Genomic DNA, 14,016 nt, shown 5'->3' on the forward strand with positions numbered 1-14,016 from the left:
GTTACGGCGCCAGTGCCGGCAGGGTGGCGCCGAAGGTCGCCTCGCCGTACACGACGTCGACCGGGGTGAGGGCGCCAAGGTGCCCGAGAGCCGGCCAGGAGAGCACCGCTGACGGTGACGCCGACATGAACGTGGTCGACCGGGCCGCCGCCCTGTCCGGCCGCTACCGGTACCGCCTGGCGACCGCCGACGACCTGGCGACCTCCCTTGATCTGCTCACCCGGCAGCTCATTCCGGCAGGGTGACGGACGGCAGCCTGCCGAAGGGTGCGGCGAGATGCCGATGTCCGGCTGTTCCCCAGCGTGCAGCTCGACGCCGCCGGCCGGGCAGCGGTGCCGCGCTCGGCTACGCCGGCAGCCGCGAAGGGAGAGCCCCGGGCCGAGGACCGGCCCGGGAACCTTCGCCTGCTGAGGCTAGTACCAGAGCTGGTCGGCGTGCCCCTCCCAGTCCCACTGGACCACGGGCGCGCCATCGTCCAGGAAGCCGCCGCCGACTCCGATGATCTTGCCCGAGTTGTAGTTGAGGAACGCGTAGGCGCCCGTCGAGGCGTTGCGGACCGGGCTCCAGAGCTGGTCGGTGTGGCCGTTGCAGTCCCAGATCACGAGCTGCGCCCCGCTGTCTTTCGTGCCGCCCGGGACGCCCAGGCACTTGTTGTTGTTGGCCTGGTTGCGCAACTGGTAGTAGCGGTCGTCGTCCAGGGGCGTGGAGAGCCAGAACTGGTCCGGGTGGTCCAGGCAGGTCCACTGGACGGCCTTGGTGCCGTTGGCCATGTTGCCCCCGGCGATGCCCAGGCACTTGCCGGAGTTGTAGTTGTACCAGTGCCAGTAGACGTCGGCCAGCGAGCTGCTCTGCCTGTTCGACTTCACCGCGGCCCGGTCCGCCTTCGCCGCCGGCGCCGGCACCGGAGCAGCGCCGATGGTGCCGAGATCGGCGGATCCCGGAGCGGCCGGCGCCGCCGTGGCGCTACCGGTCACCACCGCCGCCGTGACCATGGCGGTTGCGGCCGCGACCGCCAGGCCGCGGCGCGTGAACATCTTCAACACGATCGTCCCCCTCATGCGGGTCCTTGCCGGCACGTCGCCGGTGTATCGAGGTTGGCGACCACGCTCCGAACAGGACAAGGCTTGAGCCGTCCCTCCCTGTCCCGGGACGTGAGGGACGGTGAGGGACGGCTTCAGGGACGCTCGAAGCCCCACCGCCGGGCGAGCGTCAGCGCACCAGGTGGGGGAACGTGCCGAAGGGGCCGACCGGCCCGCTGGCCATCGTCAACGGGATGACGCCGGCGGGAACCTGCGTGAGCGGCGGCAGCGCCGGTGGCTGCGCGGTCACGCCGAGGGTGATGTGCGGGCGGTAGTCCCGGTCGACCAGGCCCAGCGGCGGATGCCCTAGGCGCAGGAACTCCTGGTGCAGGGCGTCCAGGACCGGAGTGCGGATGATCTCGAGGCCGAAGTAGTAGCCGCCCGTGGGAACGTAGTGGTCGCCGGGCGGGACCACCGAGTAGAGCAGGCCGATGACCGTCGCTTCAAAGGTCCGGCCGCGGTGCGGTGCGGTCGCCGCGGCGATGCCCGCTTCCTGGGTCGCGGCACAGTCGACGTGCAGCACCGACACGTGCGGCGGGGCCTGCTCTCCCAGCAGCATCAGCGGCTCGTGGCCGTCCCCGATCGTGTGGGACAGCTCCATCAGCGACCGTGACGTCGGCGCGTCCGGGCGCAGGACCACTCCATAGGCCACGAGGTCATCCGTCCTGTAGCGGGAAGGTGCCGCCCTTGGCGTCGGGGTCCCAGCCGGCCTCGATGCCCCGGGCGATCAGGGCGCGCACGTCGTCCGCCGACGGGTGGTCGTACTCCCCCTGCGGCTGGAGCAGGTCGACCTGCAGCGCCCGGCCCGTCTTGCCCGAGCCGAAGATGCGCAGGCGCAGCACCCGGCGGCCCGGTTCGCGGACGACGCGGGCCTGCCAGCGGTACGGCCGCCCGTCGAACTGCAGGCGGCGCAGTGGGGCGCGCACGTCAGTGCGGTCCCACGGCCGTGATACGGATCGCTGCCGCTCCCGCCTCGTCGCTGGCCGCGAGGTCGACCTCCGCCTCGATGCCCCAGTCGTGGTCGCCCTCCGGGTCCTCGAAGACCTGGCGGACCTTCCACACCGCCGGGCCCGCCTCGATGTGCAGGAAGGCCGGGCCGCGGGCCGACGGACCGGTGCCGACCACCGGGTACTCCGCGTAGTAGTCCTCGAGGGCCTCGATCCAGCGGTCCGTCGTCCAGCCGGACTCGGCGTCGAGCTCGCCCAGGTCCTCGGCGCGGCGCAGCGCGAAGAGCTCGACGCGGCGGAACATGGCGTTGCGGACCAGGACGCGGAAGGCCCGGGTGTTGCGGGTGACCGCCGGCGGCCTGTCGTCGAGCGGGGACGGTTCGGCGAGCTCCGCTCCCGGGTTGCGCAGGCGCTCCCACTCGTCGAGCAGGCTGGAGTCGACCTGACGGACCAGCTCACCCAGCCATTCGATCAGGTCCGTCAGTTCTTCGGTACGGGCGTCCTCCGGCACCGTCTGCCGCAGCGCCCGGTACGCGTCGGCGAGGTAGCGCAGCACCAGCCCTTCGGAGCGGGACAGGCCGTAGAAGGACACGTACTCGGTGAAGGTCATCGCGCGCTCGTACATGTCGCGGACGACGGCCTTGGGCTTCAGCTCGTGGTCGGCGACCCACGGGTGGCCGCGGCGGTAGGTCTCGTACGCGGCCTCGAGCAGATCCCGCAGGGGCTTCGGGTAGGTGACCTCCTCGAGGAGCTCCATGCGCTGGTCGTACTCGATGCCTTCGGCCTTCATGGCGTTGACCGCCTCGCCCTTGGCCTTGAACTGCTGGGCCGAGAGCACCTGGCGGGGGTCCTCCAGGGTGGCCTCGATGACCGACACGACGTCGAGCGGGTAGTCCGGCGACTCGCGGTCGAGCAGTTCCAGGCAGGCCAGCGCGAACGGCGACAGGGCCTGGTTGAGCGCGAAGTCGAGCTGCAGGTCGTCGACGAGGCGGTAGGTGCCGTCGACCTTCTCGATGACGCCGCCGGCCAGCAGCGCGCGGGCGATCGCGATGGTGCGGCGGATGTGCCGGCGCTGCGCGGCGGGCTCCTCGTGGTTGTCGGTCAGCAGGTGGCGCAGGGCGGCGAACGGGTCGCCGCCGCGGGCCAGGACGTTCAGCAGCATCGCGTGCGAGACCTGGAACGACGAGGTCAGCGGTTCGGGGTCGGCGGCGACGAGGCGGTCGAAGGTGGGCTGGCCCCAGCCGATCGTGCCCTCGGGCGGCTTCTTGCGGACGACCTTGCGGCGTTTCTTGGGGTCGTCGCCGGCCTTGGCGAGCGCGCGCTCGTTGTCGATGACGTGTTCGGGCGCCTGCACGATGACCGTGCCGAGGGTGTCGAAGCCGGCCCGGCCCGCGCGGCCCGCGATCTGGTGGAACTCGCGCGCCTTGAGCAGCCGGGTCTTCACGCCGTCGTACTTGCTCAAGCCGGTGAACAGGACCGTGCGGATGGGCACGTTGATGCCGACGCCGAGGGTGTCCGTACCGCAGATGACCTTGAGCAGGCCCGCCTGCGCGAGCGTCTCCACCAGGCGGCGGTACTTGGGGAGCATGCCGGCGTGGTGGACGCCGATGCCGTGGCGCACCAGGCGCGAGAGCGTACGCCCGAAGCCCGCGGTGAACCGGAAGTTGCCCAGCGCCGCGGCGATCGCGTCCTTCTCGGCGCGGGTGCACATGTTGATGCTCATCAGCGACTGGGCGCGCTCCAGGGCGGCCGCCTGGGTGAAGTGCACGATGTACACCGGCGCCTGGCGCGTGCTGAGCAGCTCCTCGATCGTCTCGTGCAGCGGCGTCATCGCGTACGAGAACATCAGCGGGACCGGCCGCTCGGCATTGGCGACGACGGCGGTCTCGCGCCCGGTGCGGCGGGTCAGGTCCTCGACGAAGCGGGTGGTGTCGCCCAGAGTCGCCGACATCAGCAGGAACTGCGCCTGCGGCAGCTCGATGAGCGGCACCTGCCAGGCCCAGCCGCGGTCGGGCTCGGCGTAGAAGTGGAACTCGTCCATCACGACCTGGCCGACGTCGGCGTCGGCGCCCTCGCGCAGGGCCAGGTTGGCGAGGATCTCGGCGGTGCAGCAGATGATCGGCGCGTCGGCGTTGACGCTGGCGTCGCCGGTCAGCATGCCGACGTTGTGCGCGCCGAAGACCGCGCAGAGGGCGAAGAACTTCTCCGACACCAGCGCCTTGATCGGGGCGGTGTAGAAGGTGGTGCGCTTGTCGGCCAGGGCCGCGAAGTGCGCGCCGGTCGCCACGAGGCTCTTGCCGGAGCCGGTCGGGGTGTTGAGGATGACGTTCGCCCCGGTGGCGATCTCGATGAGCGCCTCCTCCTGGTGGGGGTAGAGCGTCAGGCCCTGCTCGGCGACCCAGGTCTGGAAGGCGTCGAAGACGGCGTCGGGTTCGGCGGTGCCGGGCAGGCGGTCGGTGAGATTCATGATGCGGCCAGTCTATGAGCAGGCCGTCCGCGGACAGCACCGCGGCCGGGCGCATGCGCGCCCGGCCGCGGAAGGGACCTTGCTGTGGAGTTGGAGCGCTGACCTACGCGGCGAACGCCGCGTAGATCGGGCCGGCGACGCTGCCCGCGAGGCCGATGACGGCGGCGAAGACGGCGATGGTGGATCCGATTCGGTGGCGCATTCCGGGAGCCTTTCTGGTGCTGACTGGCCTCGCTGAAGCAAGATTCGGCCCGCGTGGTTGCTGGTCGGGACGCCTGCGGTTGCGAAACGGTTGCGCTCAGCGGGGCCAGCCGGCGAGCCGCTCCCGCAGCCGGGCGACGTCGGCGGCGGAGAGCCCGTAGACGGCGAACCTGGCGTCGTCGAGGCGGTCCAGGTAGCGGCCGGCGTCGGCGATGTCGTCGTCCTCGAGGGTGTCGTCCAGCGCATGGGCCAGCTCCAGGACCCGGGGCAGCGGGTAGCGCTCCAGCGCGGCGGCGACGTCGATGTAGTCGCGGACCTCCCGGCGGTTGACCAGGGCGGCGACCTTGGACGCGACCAGGTCGTCGAGGTGCATGACCGGCCCGACGTCCATGACCACGGGCGCCCTCCGGCGGTCGAGCCGGGTGAGGGTCAGCCGCAGGGCGCGGCGGCCGTCGGCGACGTGGTACTCGCGCAGGTCCTCGTCCATGCCCACGAACATCTCGTCGGCGACCTCGCGGAACACCTGGTAGCCGGCGGCGGTCAGGGCACCGGTCACCTCGGCCGCGGCCGCCTCGACCGCGCCGGCGGTGTCGGTGAACAGGTCGATGTCCTCGGTCGGGCGCCGGACCAGGCCGTTGACCAGCCAGGCGACCCCGCCGCCGAGGACGAAGCCGTGCCGGCGCGCCGCGGTCAGCGCGATGGTGGCGACGTCGCGGTAGAAGTCGTCGATGTTCGCAGTCACCGAAAGACCGTAGCGGGCCGCCGGGGCCGCCCCTAGGACGGGCGAGCCGCCGGAAAGGTTGACAGCGAACGAGATCAACTATTCGGGCCCTTCACCAGTCTCTCCCTGCGCACACCCCTCCCCCGTGCGAAGGAGAGAGCTCATGATCATCCGCGGCCCCGTCGTCCCGGCCGTCCTCGCGGTCCTCCTGCTGGCCGGATGCGGCGTCATGACCTCCGGCAGCGCATCCCCGGCGCCGGCGTCCCGGCCGTCGTCCGCCGCGCCGCCTTCACCGGCGCCGCGGCTGAAGGTCACCTACCCGAGGGCCGGCGGCGGCACCTTCACGAGCGCCGAAGCAGAGCCCGAGGCGGCCGGACAGGGCGGCGCGCTGCGCTACCGGGTGCTGGTGGAGAAGGACATCACCGGCATCAGCCCGGCCGCGTTCGCCGCCACGGTCGCCGCCACCCTGGGCGACCCCCGCGGGTGGACCGCGGGCGGCGGACGGTCGTTCCGGCGCGTCGGCGTCCGGGACGCCCGGGACTTCACGATCTACCTGGTGACCCCGGGTACGCGCGACACGCTCTGCCAGGACGTCCCGGACGGGTACACGTCGTGCCGCAACGGCGACAGGGTCGTGCTGAACGTGGCCCGCTGGGTCAAGGGTGTCCCCGGCTACGGCGCACCCCTGGCCGCCTACCGGCAGTACATGGTCAACCACGAGGTCGGCCACCGCCTCGGCCAGGGCCACGAGATGTGCCCCGGCAAGGGTCGCCCGGCACCGGTCATGCAGCAGCAGACCCTCGGGATGCACGGGTGCAGGCCGCAGCCGTGGCCGTACCGGGACGGCAGGCGCTACAGCGGGCCGTCCGGCCAGTACGACGACCCGATGCCGCCGCGGGACCGCGGGTCGGCGGGTTGAGGGCCGGGCACCACAGTGTGGCGCCCGGCCGGGGCGGTCAGCGGAAGACGGTGCCGTCGCGGTACTCGACGGTGGCGCGTACCGGGGCGGCGAGCGGATCGTCGGCGAGGGCGACGGGGCCGATGCGGGACGGGCGTTCCACCAGGACGCAGACCTGCTCGCCGGGCCACCACCAGCCGGTGGCGCGGGCCAGGGCGGCCCACTCGTCGAGGTGGGCGGCGTCGCGGGCGGCCGGCTGGGCGAGGCCGAGGCGGCGCAGGACGTCATGGTGGGCGATCCACGGTGCTTCCTGCTGGCCGTACCAGCAGATCGGCAGCGTGGCCGGCGGGCCGAGAGCGGCCCGCACCGGCAGCGCGACGCCGTGCATCAGCGCCGTCCGCAGCGCCTGGCGGACGCTCTGGTCCAGCACCAGGCGCAGCGGCACCCCGGCTTCGAGTGCCGGCACGGGTGGCAGGACGGGCCACGGCTTGTCACCCTTGCGCCGCGGCCGTACCGGTTGGAGATCGGGATGGACGGCGGCCTCGTCGAGGGCGGCCCGTAGCCGGGTCCAGCTCGCAGCGATGTCGACGGCGATCGGCGGCCGGCCTGCCGGCGGATGCGGGCGCAGCCACGCGTGCAGGTCCTCGTGGCTGGGAATTCCAGCGGTGTGCGGGAGGTCGGCGGCCGGCGAGTCCACCCAGGCGAACCGCGGCCGGGCACGGCCGTGCCGCAGATAGAAGCGGGTGAGGATCTGTTCGGCGGTCTCCCGGTCGGCGGCCCCGGTGGCAACTCCCGCGGCGAGCCACTCCCGGCGCCCTTCGTCGGCCCGGTGCCAGTGATCGAGGAGAACGGCGGCGGCGTCCCTGCGCCGCACGGCGGCGGTCAACGCGCGAGGGCGCGCACGCCCTTTCGGTCAGCAATGATCATGTGTCGAGGGTAGCGGGCGGCACAACCCGTAATCGGCGGGCCTGCCGCTCGCGGTCAGCTGCCCGTTCCGGTGATGTTCGCGATGAAGTTCTCGGGGCTGATGGTGGTTGGCCGATCGCTGACCTGACCGTCGCCGATCTCGATGACCCGCCACACGCCGTCATCACGAAGGGCGAAATCGACGGTCACAAACGGTAGGCGTAGGGCGGCCACGAGCGGCTCGGCGTCGGTGAGGTCCATCTCCACCCGCGGGTCGTCGTGGGGCGTGTCCGGATGGGGACCGATCAGGCGGCAGACACCGTTGACCCACCACGTCCGCACCTCAGCCGAGACGAACCGTTCGAAGCGGCGCAGGACGAACCCTCCCGTGAAGTCGTCATCGCGCAACTGACGGAACCGCTGGGCGACGGCCCATGCGGCATCCCTGTCGGCGAGATCCGGGATGAACGCCGCTTCGCGCCAGTAGTGCTTCATCGACTTGGTGTAGTCACGCAGAACTGCTGGGCCGGGACCCAGGTCGGTGCAGGCGCGTGCGAAACCGTCAGGCGTGTCGCCGGACGTCCAAGCCGATGCTGGGGTGACATCGGCCAGCGCCGCGTACCAGCCGGGAAGCTCGTGTGCCTGCCGGTACTGTTCCGGGCTCGTGAGCAACAGGATGTTTCGTCGTGCAAGCGCCTGCGCGAACTGCTCGTACTGTTCGCTCCGCATCATCCAGCCGCGGTAGATCGCCGCGCGCTCGGTCGTCGGCTCCGGCACGCGCGCCAGCGCCCCCACAGCGCCACCGCCGGTGGTGAGCGCGTCATGGTCGATGAGAGCGACATCGAGCCCGGCTTCTCGAGCGGCGCGGGCCTCGCCCGCGAAATGGTCGTCCGGACGACGAGGCCTGAGCACGTCCGCGGGGAGCAGCAGCATCACGCCCGAGATGATCCCTGTCCCCGCGCCGGAGATCCACAGCTTTACCGAAGGCCCGCGTCTCGAGAGACGCGCAGTTACCGGCGGGCCCGTTCGGGGGCGGGCAGCGGGTCGGGGTACGCGCCGGAGGCACCCGCGTAGCGCCGGCCGGACCGGTACGGCCACGGGTACGCCGTACAGCCGTGCAGGCCGAGGGTCTGCTGCTGCATGACGGGTGCCGGGAGGCCCTTGCCGGGGCAGCGTTCGTGGCCGTGGCCCAGGCGGTGGCCGACCTCGTGGTTGACCATGTATTGGCGGTAGACGCTCAGGGGTGCGCCGTAGCCGGAGACGCCCTTGACCCAGCGGGCCACGTTGAGCACGACCTTGTCGCCGTTGCGGCACGACGTGTACGCGTCCCCCGCGCTGCCGCACAGCGCATCGCGTGTCCGGGGCGTGGCCAGGTAGATCGTGAAGTCGTACGGCTGGCCGAGCCCGGAGCGCCGCAGCCGCAGCGCGCCGCCGGCCGTCCAGCCCCGCGGGTCGTCGAGCGCGGCCGACACCGCGTCGGCGAAGCCGGTGAGCGCGAGCCCGCGGATGTCCCGTTCGACGCGGACGCGGTAGCGCAGCAGCCTCCCCCTGCTTCCGCCGGTGCGCGCCGACGCGGGTGCGGTCCACCATTGCGCCCGGCCGCGTGCCGGGTAGGTGATCTTCGGGGCCCGCGCCGGTGCAACCGCCGCGCGTGAGGGCTGCGGCGCGGGCGGTTCCGCGGCCACCGGCGCCGACGTGGCGCCGCACCCGGCTGCCGCGGGCAGCACGGCGAGCAGCAGCGCCGCCGCCCACCGGATCCGAGTCACACCCGACCATCGGCTCCGGCACCGGCGGGCTGAGCCGCTCCGCGTGGCGGCGCCGGGACGATCGTCTTCTCGACCGTGATCGCATGCCACAGGCAGAACATGGCCACGGTCCAGACCTTGCGGGAGTGGTCCGCGACGCCCGCACGGTGCTCGGCGAGCAGGCGGTGAGCGTAGCTGAGGTTGAGCAGGTGGCCGGCCTGCGAGTCGGCGAACAGCGCCCCCGCCCAGTCGCCGATCGCGCCCTTGAGCCACAGCCGGGTGGGCGTGGGAAAGCCGAGCTTGCGGCGCTCGCGCACGGACTCCGGGACGATGCCGCGCATGGCTTCGCGCAGGGCGTGCTTGGTCGTGCGGGTGCCGTGCGGCAGCTTCAGCTCAGTGGGCAGGCCGGCGGCGGCCGCGTACACGGCCTGGTCGAGGAACGGTACGCGTAGCTCCAGCGAGTGCGCCATCGACATCCGGTCCGCCTTCACCAGGATGTCGCCCTGCAGCCAGGTGTGCAGGTCGACGTACTGCATGGACGCCACGTCGTCGACGTCGGCCGTCTCGGCGTACAGGTGGGACGTCACGGCGGTGTGGGGTTCTGCCGTGAACCGCAGGAGGGCGGCCTTCTCGGCCGGGCCGAAGATGCGCGCGTTGCCGTAGTAGCGCTCCTCGATCGGGGTCGTGCCCCGCTCGAGGAAGCTGCGCCCGCGCATGCCCTCCGGCAGAACGTGCGACAGGTGGCGCAGGCCGCGTCTCATACCGGCCGGGAGCCGTTCCACGCCGGCCAGCGACATCGGCTCCCGGTAGATCGTGTAACCACCGAACAACTCGTCCGAGCCTTCGCCGGAGAGCACCACGGTCACATAGCGGGACGCGGTCTGCGCGAGGAAGTAGAGCGGGATCAGCGACGGGTCGGCCACCGGGTCGTCGAGCAGCTGCACGATGCGAGGCAGCTCGCGCAGCACGTCGTCCTCGGTGACGACGGTCGGGGTGAGCCGCACGCCGAGCTGCGCGGCGGTGTCCTGGGCGACCTCGATCTCGGAGTAGCCCTCCTGAGCGAACCCGGCGGTGAACGCGTGCAGGCCCGGCTTCGCCTCGCGGGCCAGCGCGACGATCGCCGACGAGTCGACGCCGCTGGACAGGAAGGCGCCGACCGGCACATCGGCCTGCAGGTGCCGCCGGACGCTGTCGCGCAACGCGTCGCGGATCGTCTGGTGCGCGGCTTCCGGCTGCACGTCCAGCGGCCGCAGCGAGGGCCGGAAGTAGCGCTCCTGCCGCACGCCGCCGCTCGGGGTCCAGGTCAGCCGATGCCCCGGCGGCAGCCGCCGCACCTGTCGGTGCAGGGTCAGCGGGTCCGGCACGTACTGGAAGGTCAGGTAGTGGGCCAGCGCGTCGGTGTCGAGCGCGGAGCCCGAGTCGCCGCTGAACGGCAACAGTGCCTTGCGCTCGCTGGCCAGGAACACACCGTCGGCGGTCTCCAGCAGATACAGCGGCTTGATGCCGAACGGGTCACGGGCCGCGTGCAGCGTGCCGGTGACGTGGTCGTACGCGGCGAACGCGAACATGCCGCGCAGCCGGGGCAGCGCTTGCGCACCCCAGTGGTGGAAGGCGGCGGCGAGGACCTCGGAGTCGCCGTGGGTGGCGAACGTCGCCCGGTGTTCGCGGACGAGGTCGGCGCGCAGCTCGCGGTAGTTGTAGATCTCGCCGTTGAAGAGCACGGTCCAGCGCCCGGCCTGCGGTCCGTCGACCGGGTAATGGACCGGCTGGGCGCTCTCGGCCCGGTCGACGACGGCCAGCCGCTTGAAACCGAAGGCGACGCCGTCGCCGTACTCGACCCTGGTGTCGTCCGGGCCGCGGTGGTGCATCGTCTCCAGCGCCCCGGCGAACACATCGGCCGACTCCGGGTCGGGCACACCGGCGTTCGGGCGGCTGCTGACGAAGACGCTGAGACCACACATCGGGCACTCCTGTCGTTGCGGCGATGGGTGGCACACCGTAGGAAGATCGCGACGAAGAACTTGTGAAGAAGTCGCCGAGATCCGCACCGGCACCGGAATCGGAACGGGTCTTCACAGGAAACGCACATTCCTTGGTGCGGTCGGCCCGCCGAGCGAGAATCGCTTCGTGACCGCTCGTATTCTCGTGGCCGACGACGATCCCAAGCATGCCCAGCTCATCCGCCTGTACCTGGAGCGGGAGGGGCATCAGGTGCTCACGGTGGGTGACGGGCGGGCCGCGTTGGACCTTGCCCGGGCGCGGCGGCCCGACCTGGTCGTACTGGACGTGATGATGCCGCTGGTCGACGGCCTCGACGTGTGCCGCATCCTGCGCGCCGAGTCGACCATCGCGATCCTGCTCGTCACCGCCCGCTCGTCGGAGAACGACATGCTGCTCGGGCTGGACATCGGCGCGGACGACTACCTGGCCAAGCCGGTCAGCCCGCGGGAGCTGACGGCACGGGTACGGGCCCTGCTGCGCCGCACCGGTGCGACCGGCGGCACCGCGTCGGTCCTGCGGGTGGGTGACCTGGAGGTGGACAGCGGCCGGTTCGAGGTCCGGGTGGCCGGCGTGCCGGTGCACCTGACCGCCAAGGAGTTCGGGATCGTCGAGCTGCTCGCCCGGGAGCCCGGCCGGGTCTTCACCCGGGGCCAGATCATCGACAAGACGTTCGGCTTCGAGCACGACGTGTCCGAGCGTACGGTCGACGCCCACGTGGTGAACCTGCGCCGCAAGATCGAAATTGACCCGGCCGAGCCGCGGTACGTGCAGACCGTGTACGGCCGCGGCTACCGGATGGCCGACCAATGAGCTTCCGGCTGCGGATCTTCACCCTGGTGATGATCGTGGCGGTCACCGCGATCGGGGCGACGGCCTGGCTGACCCTCAGCCTCACCTCCCGGGCGGTGACCCGGTCGCAGCAGGCCAGGGTGCAGCACCAGACCGAGATCATCGACGCGGTGCAGCGCTTCGGGCGCGTGCGCGGGCGCTGGCCGGGCCTGGATGGGGTGGTCCGCGACCTGTCCGGCAGAACCGGGTTGCACATCCAGCTCAGCACGAAGGACGGCGAGGTTCTCGTCGACTCCGACTCACTGAGGGGGCACACGTCCGGACCGGTGCAGGGCGCAGCGCTCGACATCGACCCACGCCCGTCGTTGAGCTCGCCCGTCGCCGAGCTGGTGCGGTCGCGGGACCTTCTGCCACCCGTGAAGGACGTGCCGCTGTCCTTCTCGCAGGTGCTGCCCACCCAGCTGTTCGGCCCCGATCCCGTTGACCCGGTCCGCGGCTCGGCGGCCGCGTTGATGCTGCGTCAGGCCGCCCAGTACCGTGCCGCGCTGACAGCGGTCCGATGCCTGGCCGACGCCGGCGTGATCGGCGAGCCGGAGCTGCCCTCCGACCAGGCGCCGTACCTGGCCGCCGGGCAGATCCAGGCGAACCCGAAGTGTCTCGCCACGGCGACCAGACAGGTGCTCGCCGACAAGGCGTGGTCGCTGGACATCTGGAGCACCTACCGCAGATGCATACATCCGGGATCGGCGGACTCGGTGCGCATCTGCCTCCACTCCGCGTTCACGAGGGGTGTGAGCACGTCGTCCGCCGTACCCCTGCAGTTGCATCTGGGAGCCCCCACCGACACCGACATCGGCGAGCTACGGCGCCCGGCCGCGCTCGGCGCCGCGGGCCTGGTCGTGGTCGCCCTGGCCGGGACCGCCCTGATCGCCCGCCGCGTGAGCCTGCCGGTGTGGCGGTTGACCGAGGCGTCCCGGTTGCTGGCCGACGGCCAGCTCGACGTGCGGGTGCCGGCGCGGGGCGGCGGCGAGCTCGCCGACCTCTCGGCGTCGTTCAACGCCATGGCAGGCGCGCTGCAACGCAGCGAGGAGCGGCAACGCCGGCTGGTCGCCGACGTCGCCCACGAGCTGCGTACACCGCTGTCGAACCTGCGCGGCTATCTGGAGGGCCTGTCGGACGGAGTGGTCGAACCGAGCCGGGAGCTGTTCGCCTCTCTGCACGAGGAGACCCTGCTGCAGCGACGCATCCTCGACGACCTGCAGGTGCTGGCGCTCGCGGAGGCCGGGGACCTGAACTACACCAGGGCGCCGCTCGACCTGGCGGAGCTGGCGTCCGGCACAGCGACGGCGCACCGGGCGGTGGCCGCCGAGGCGGGTGTGACCCTGCTGGTGGAGGCGCCGCGGCCGATCCCGGTGGAGGCGGACGCCGACCGCCTGCGGCAGGTGCTCGGCAACCTGCTGACCAACGCCATCCGCTACACCGACCGGGGCGGCCAGGTCCTGGTCGGGGTCCGGGCCGACAACGGCACGGCGGTGCTGACTGTACGGGACACCGGCGTGGGCATCGCGCCGGCCGATCTGCCACGGGTCTTCGACCGGTTCTGGCGCGCCGACCCGGCCCGGCAGCGGGCGACCGGCGGCACCGGCCTCGGCCTGACCATCGCGCACCGCATCATCACCGACCATGGCGGGCGCATCGAGGTCACCAGCGTCCCGCACATCGGCACCATGTTCACCGTGCACCTGCCGGTGCAGCCTCTCCCTTAGCTGTACCGGCTCACGTGCACGGCGAACGGTTCAAGGCCCACGGCGACGCGCCGGTCGTCCAGCGTCTCCGCGTCCTCGCAGGGCCACGGGACCGGGGCGCCGTCGGCTACGCCGGCGATCTGGGTGCCGTAGAGCTGCGGCCTGCCCTCGTTGACCCGTACCCGGTCCTCCAGCATCGCCAGGTGGGCGGGCTCCGCCTCCCCGTCGGCCACGGCGGCGGCCAGGAGCGGCAGCACCCGGCGCTGCAGCTCGAGCTGCCGGTCGGCGTGCTGGGCGATGAGGAACGCCCGGCGCGCCGCGTCCGCGCCGACGAGGGTCACGGTGGGCCAGCCGTACGTGTCCAGGATCGCGGCCAGCCGGTCGGCGTTGCGGACGGTCACCCGCCGGTGGGCCAGCTGCGCGGCGGGGTCGTCGCCGAGCGCCCCGGCCTGCAGGGCGCGGTCCTCGTCGGTCATGACGATCAGTTCCTGGGCCAGCGCGTCGTTCGTCATGGTCC

The 14,016-nt window shown here is 72.1% G+C and carries 14 protein-coding genes; 3 read left to right on the forward strand and 11 right to left on the reverse strand.

What is annotated here, in order from left to right; all coding sequences use genetic code 11:
• Position 1 precedes the first annotated feature (1 nt).
• The 6 genes from AB0J80_RS22860 to AB0J80_RS22885 all read right to left on the reverse strand — a co-directional run bounded on the left by AB0J80_RS22860 (position 2) and on the right by AB0J80_RS22885 (position 5,436).
• Positions 2-127 (reverse strand): hypothetical protein, encoded by a 126-nt coding sequence (locus AB0J80_RS22860; RefSeq protein WP_364708133.1) that lies wholly within the window; start codon positions 125-127, stop codon positions 2-4.
• Between the two features lie 286 nt (positions 128-413).
• Positions 414-1,058 (reverse strand): RICIN domain-containing protein, encoded by a 645-nt coding sequence (locus tag AB0J80_RS22865; protein WP_364708136.1) that lies wholly within the window; start codon positions 1,056-1,058, stop codon positions 414-416.
• 151 nt (positions 1,059-1,209) lie between these two features.
• Positions 1,210-1,731 carry a hypothetical protein gene (locus AB0J80_RS22870; protein WP_364708139.1) on the reverse strand — a complete coding sequence of 174 codons (522 nt, stop codon included), beginning with the start codon at positions 1,729-1,731 and terminating at the stop codon, positions 1,210-1,212.
• A gap of 4 nt (positions 1,732-1,735) precedes the next feature.
• Positions 1,736-2,005, reverse strand: a complete 270-nt coding sequence (locus tag AB0J80_RS22875) for a hypothetical protein (protein WP_364708141.1) — start codon at positions 2,003-2,005, stop codon at positions 1,736-1,738.
• Position 2,006: 1 nt separating this feature from the next.
• Positions 2,007-4,493, reverse strand: a complete 2,487-nt coding sequence (locus AB0J80_RS22880; protein ID WP_364708142.1) for a DUF3516 domain-containing protein — start codon at positions 4,491-4,493, stop codon at positions 2,007-2,009.
• 298 nt (positions 4,494-4,791) lie between these two features.
• Complete coding sequence (locus AB0J80_RS22885) at positions 4,792-5,436, reverse strand: nucleotidyl transferase AbiEii/AbiGii toxin family protein (protein WP_364708144.1); 645 nt, start codon at positions 5,434-5,436, stop codon at positions 4,792-4,794.
• A 142-nt stretch (positions 5,437-5,578) separates the two neighbouring features.
• Between AB0J80_RS22885 and AB0J80_RS22890 the strand changes: the two genes are divergently transcribed.
• Complete coding sequence (locus AB0J80_RS22890; protein WP_364708147.1) at positions 5,579-6,334, forward strand: DUF3152 domain-containing protein; 756 nt, start codon at positions 5,579-5,581, stop codon at positions 6,332-6,334.
• Between the two features lie 37 nt (positions 6,335-6,371).
• On the opposite strand, the gene AB0J80_RS22895 is transcribed toward AB0J80_RS22890, so the two are convergent.
• From AB0J80_RS22895 to asnB, 4 genes are all read right to left on the reverse strand, one after another.
• The gene (locus AB0J80_RS22895) at positions 6,372-7,199 is read right to left on the reverse strand and encodes a DUF6745 domain-containing protein (protein ID WP_364708149.1); all 828 of its coding nucleotides are present in this window, start codon (positions 7,197-7,199) and stop codon (positions 6,372-6,374) included.
• Positions 7,200-7,294: 95 nt separating this feature from the next.
• Positions 7,295-8,152, reverse strand: coding sequence for an ATP-grasp domain-containing protein (locus AB0J80_RS22900; RefSeq protein WP_364708246.1), 858 nt, complete (start codon positions 8,150-8,152; stop codon positions 7,295-7,297).
• A 77-nt stretch (positions 8,153-8,229) separates the two neighbouring features.
• Positions 8,230-8,985, reverse strand: coding sequence for a DUF3152 domain-containing protein (locus AB0J80_RS22905; RefSeq protein WP_364708152.1), 756 nt, complete (start codon positions 8,983-8,985; stop codon positions 8,230-8,232).
• Positions 8,982-10,925, reverse strand: coding sequence for an asparagine synthase (glutamine-hydrolyzing) (asnB, locus tag AB0J80_RS22910; protein ID WP_364708155.1), 1,944 nt, complete (start codon positions 10,923-10,925; stop codon positions 8,982-8,984). The genes AB0J80_RS22905 and asnB overlap by 4 nt, the downstream gene beginning before the upstream one ends.
• 166 nt (positions 10,926-11,091) lie before the next feature.
• Here asnB and AB0J80_RS22915 point away from each other — a divergent pair, with 166 nt between their 5' ends.
• Together AB0J80_RS22915 and AB0J80_RS22920 are read left to right on the forward strand one after the other, a co-directional pair.
• Complete coding sequence (locus tag AB0J80_RS22915) at positions 11,092-11,775, forward strand: response regulator transcription factor (RefSeq protein ID WP_364708158.1); 684 nt, start codon at positions 11,092-11,094, stop codon at positions 11,773-11,775.
• Positions 11,772-13,520 (forward strand): ATP-binding protein, encoded by a 1,749-nt coding sequence (locus tag AB0J80_RS22920; RefSeq protein ID WP_364708161.1) that lies wholly within the window; start codon positions 11,772-11,774, stop codon positions 13,518-13,520. The genes AB0J80_RS22915 and AB0J80_RS22920 overlap by 4 nt, the downstream gene beginning before the upstream one ends.
• Here AB0J80_RS22920 and AB0J80_RS22925 read toward each other — a convergent pair.
• Positions 13,517-14,011 (reverse strand): DUF6624 domain-containing protein, encoded by a 495-nt coding sequence (locus AB0J80_RS22925; protein WP_364708163.1) that lies wholly within the window; start codon positions 14,009-14,011, stop codon positions 13,517-13,519. The two genes, AB0J80_RS22920 and AB0J80_RS22925, sit on opposite strands and share 4 nt — an antisense overlap.
• Positions 14,012-14,016: the final 5 nt, after the last annotated feature.

Origin of the sequence: Actinoplanes sp. NPDC049548 (assembly GCF_040676695.1) — a bacterium.
Lineage (GTDB): Bacteria > Actinomycetota > Actinomycetes > Mycobacteriales > Micromonosporaceae > Actinoplanes.

Coding starts and splice junctions, on each gene's coding strand:
- AB0J80_RS22900 (WP_364708246.1), bottom strand. CDS start 8,152: ATGCTGCTGCTCCCCGCGGACGTGCTCAGGCCTCGTCGTCCGGACGAC.
- AB0J80_RS22865 (WP_364708136.1), bottom strand. CDS start 1,058: ATGAGGGGGACGATCGTGTTGAAGATGTTCACGCGCCGCGGCCTGGCG.
- AB0J80_RS22890 (WP_364708147.1), top strand. CDS start 5,579: ATGATCATCCGCGGCCCCGTCGTCCCGGCCGTCCTCGCGGTCCTCCTG.
- AB0J80_RS22925 (WP_364708163.1), bottom strand. CDS start 14,011: ATGACGAACGACGCGCTGGCCCAGGAACTGATCGTCATGACCGACGAG.
- AB0J80_RS22880 (WP_364708142.1), bottom strand. CDS start 4,493: ATGAATCTCACCGACCGCCTGCCCGGCACCGCCGAACCCGACGCCGTC.
- AB0J80_RS22860 (WP_364708133.1), bottom strand. CDS start 127: ATGTCGGCGTCACCGTCAGCGGTGCTCTCCTGGCCGGCTCTCGGGCAC.
- AB0J80_RS22920 (WP_364708161.1), top strand. CDS start 11,772: ATGAGCTTCCGGCTGCGGATCTTCACCCTGGTGATGATCGTGGCGGTC.
- asnB (WP_364708155.1), bottom strand. CDS start 10,925: ATGTGTGGTCTCAGCGTCTTCGTCAGCAGCCGCCCGAACGCCGGTGTG.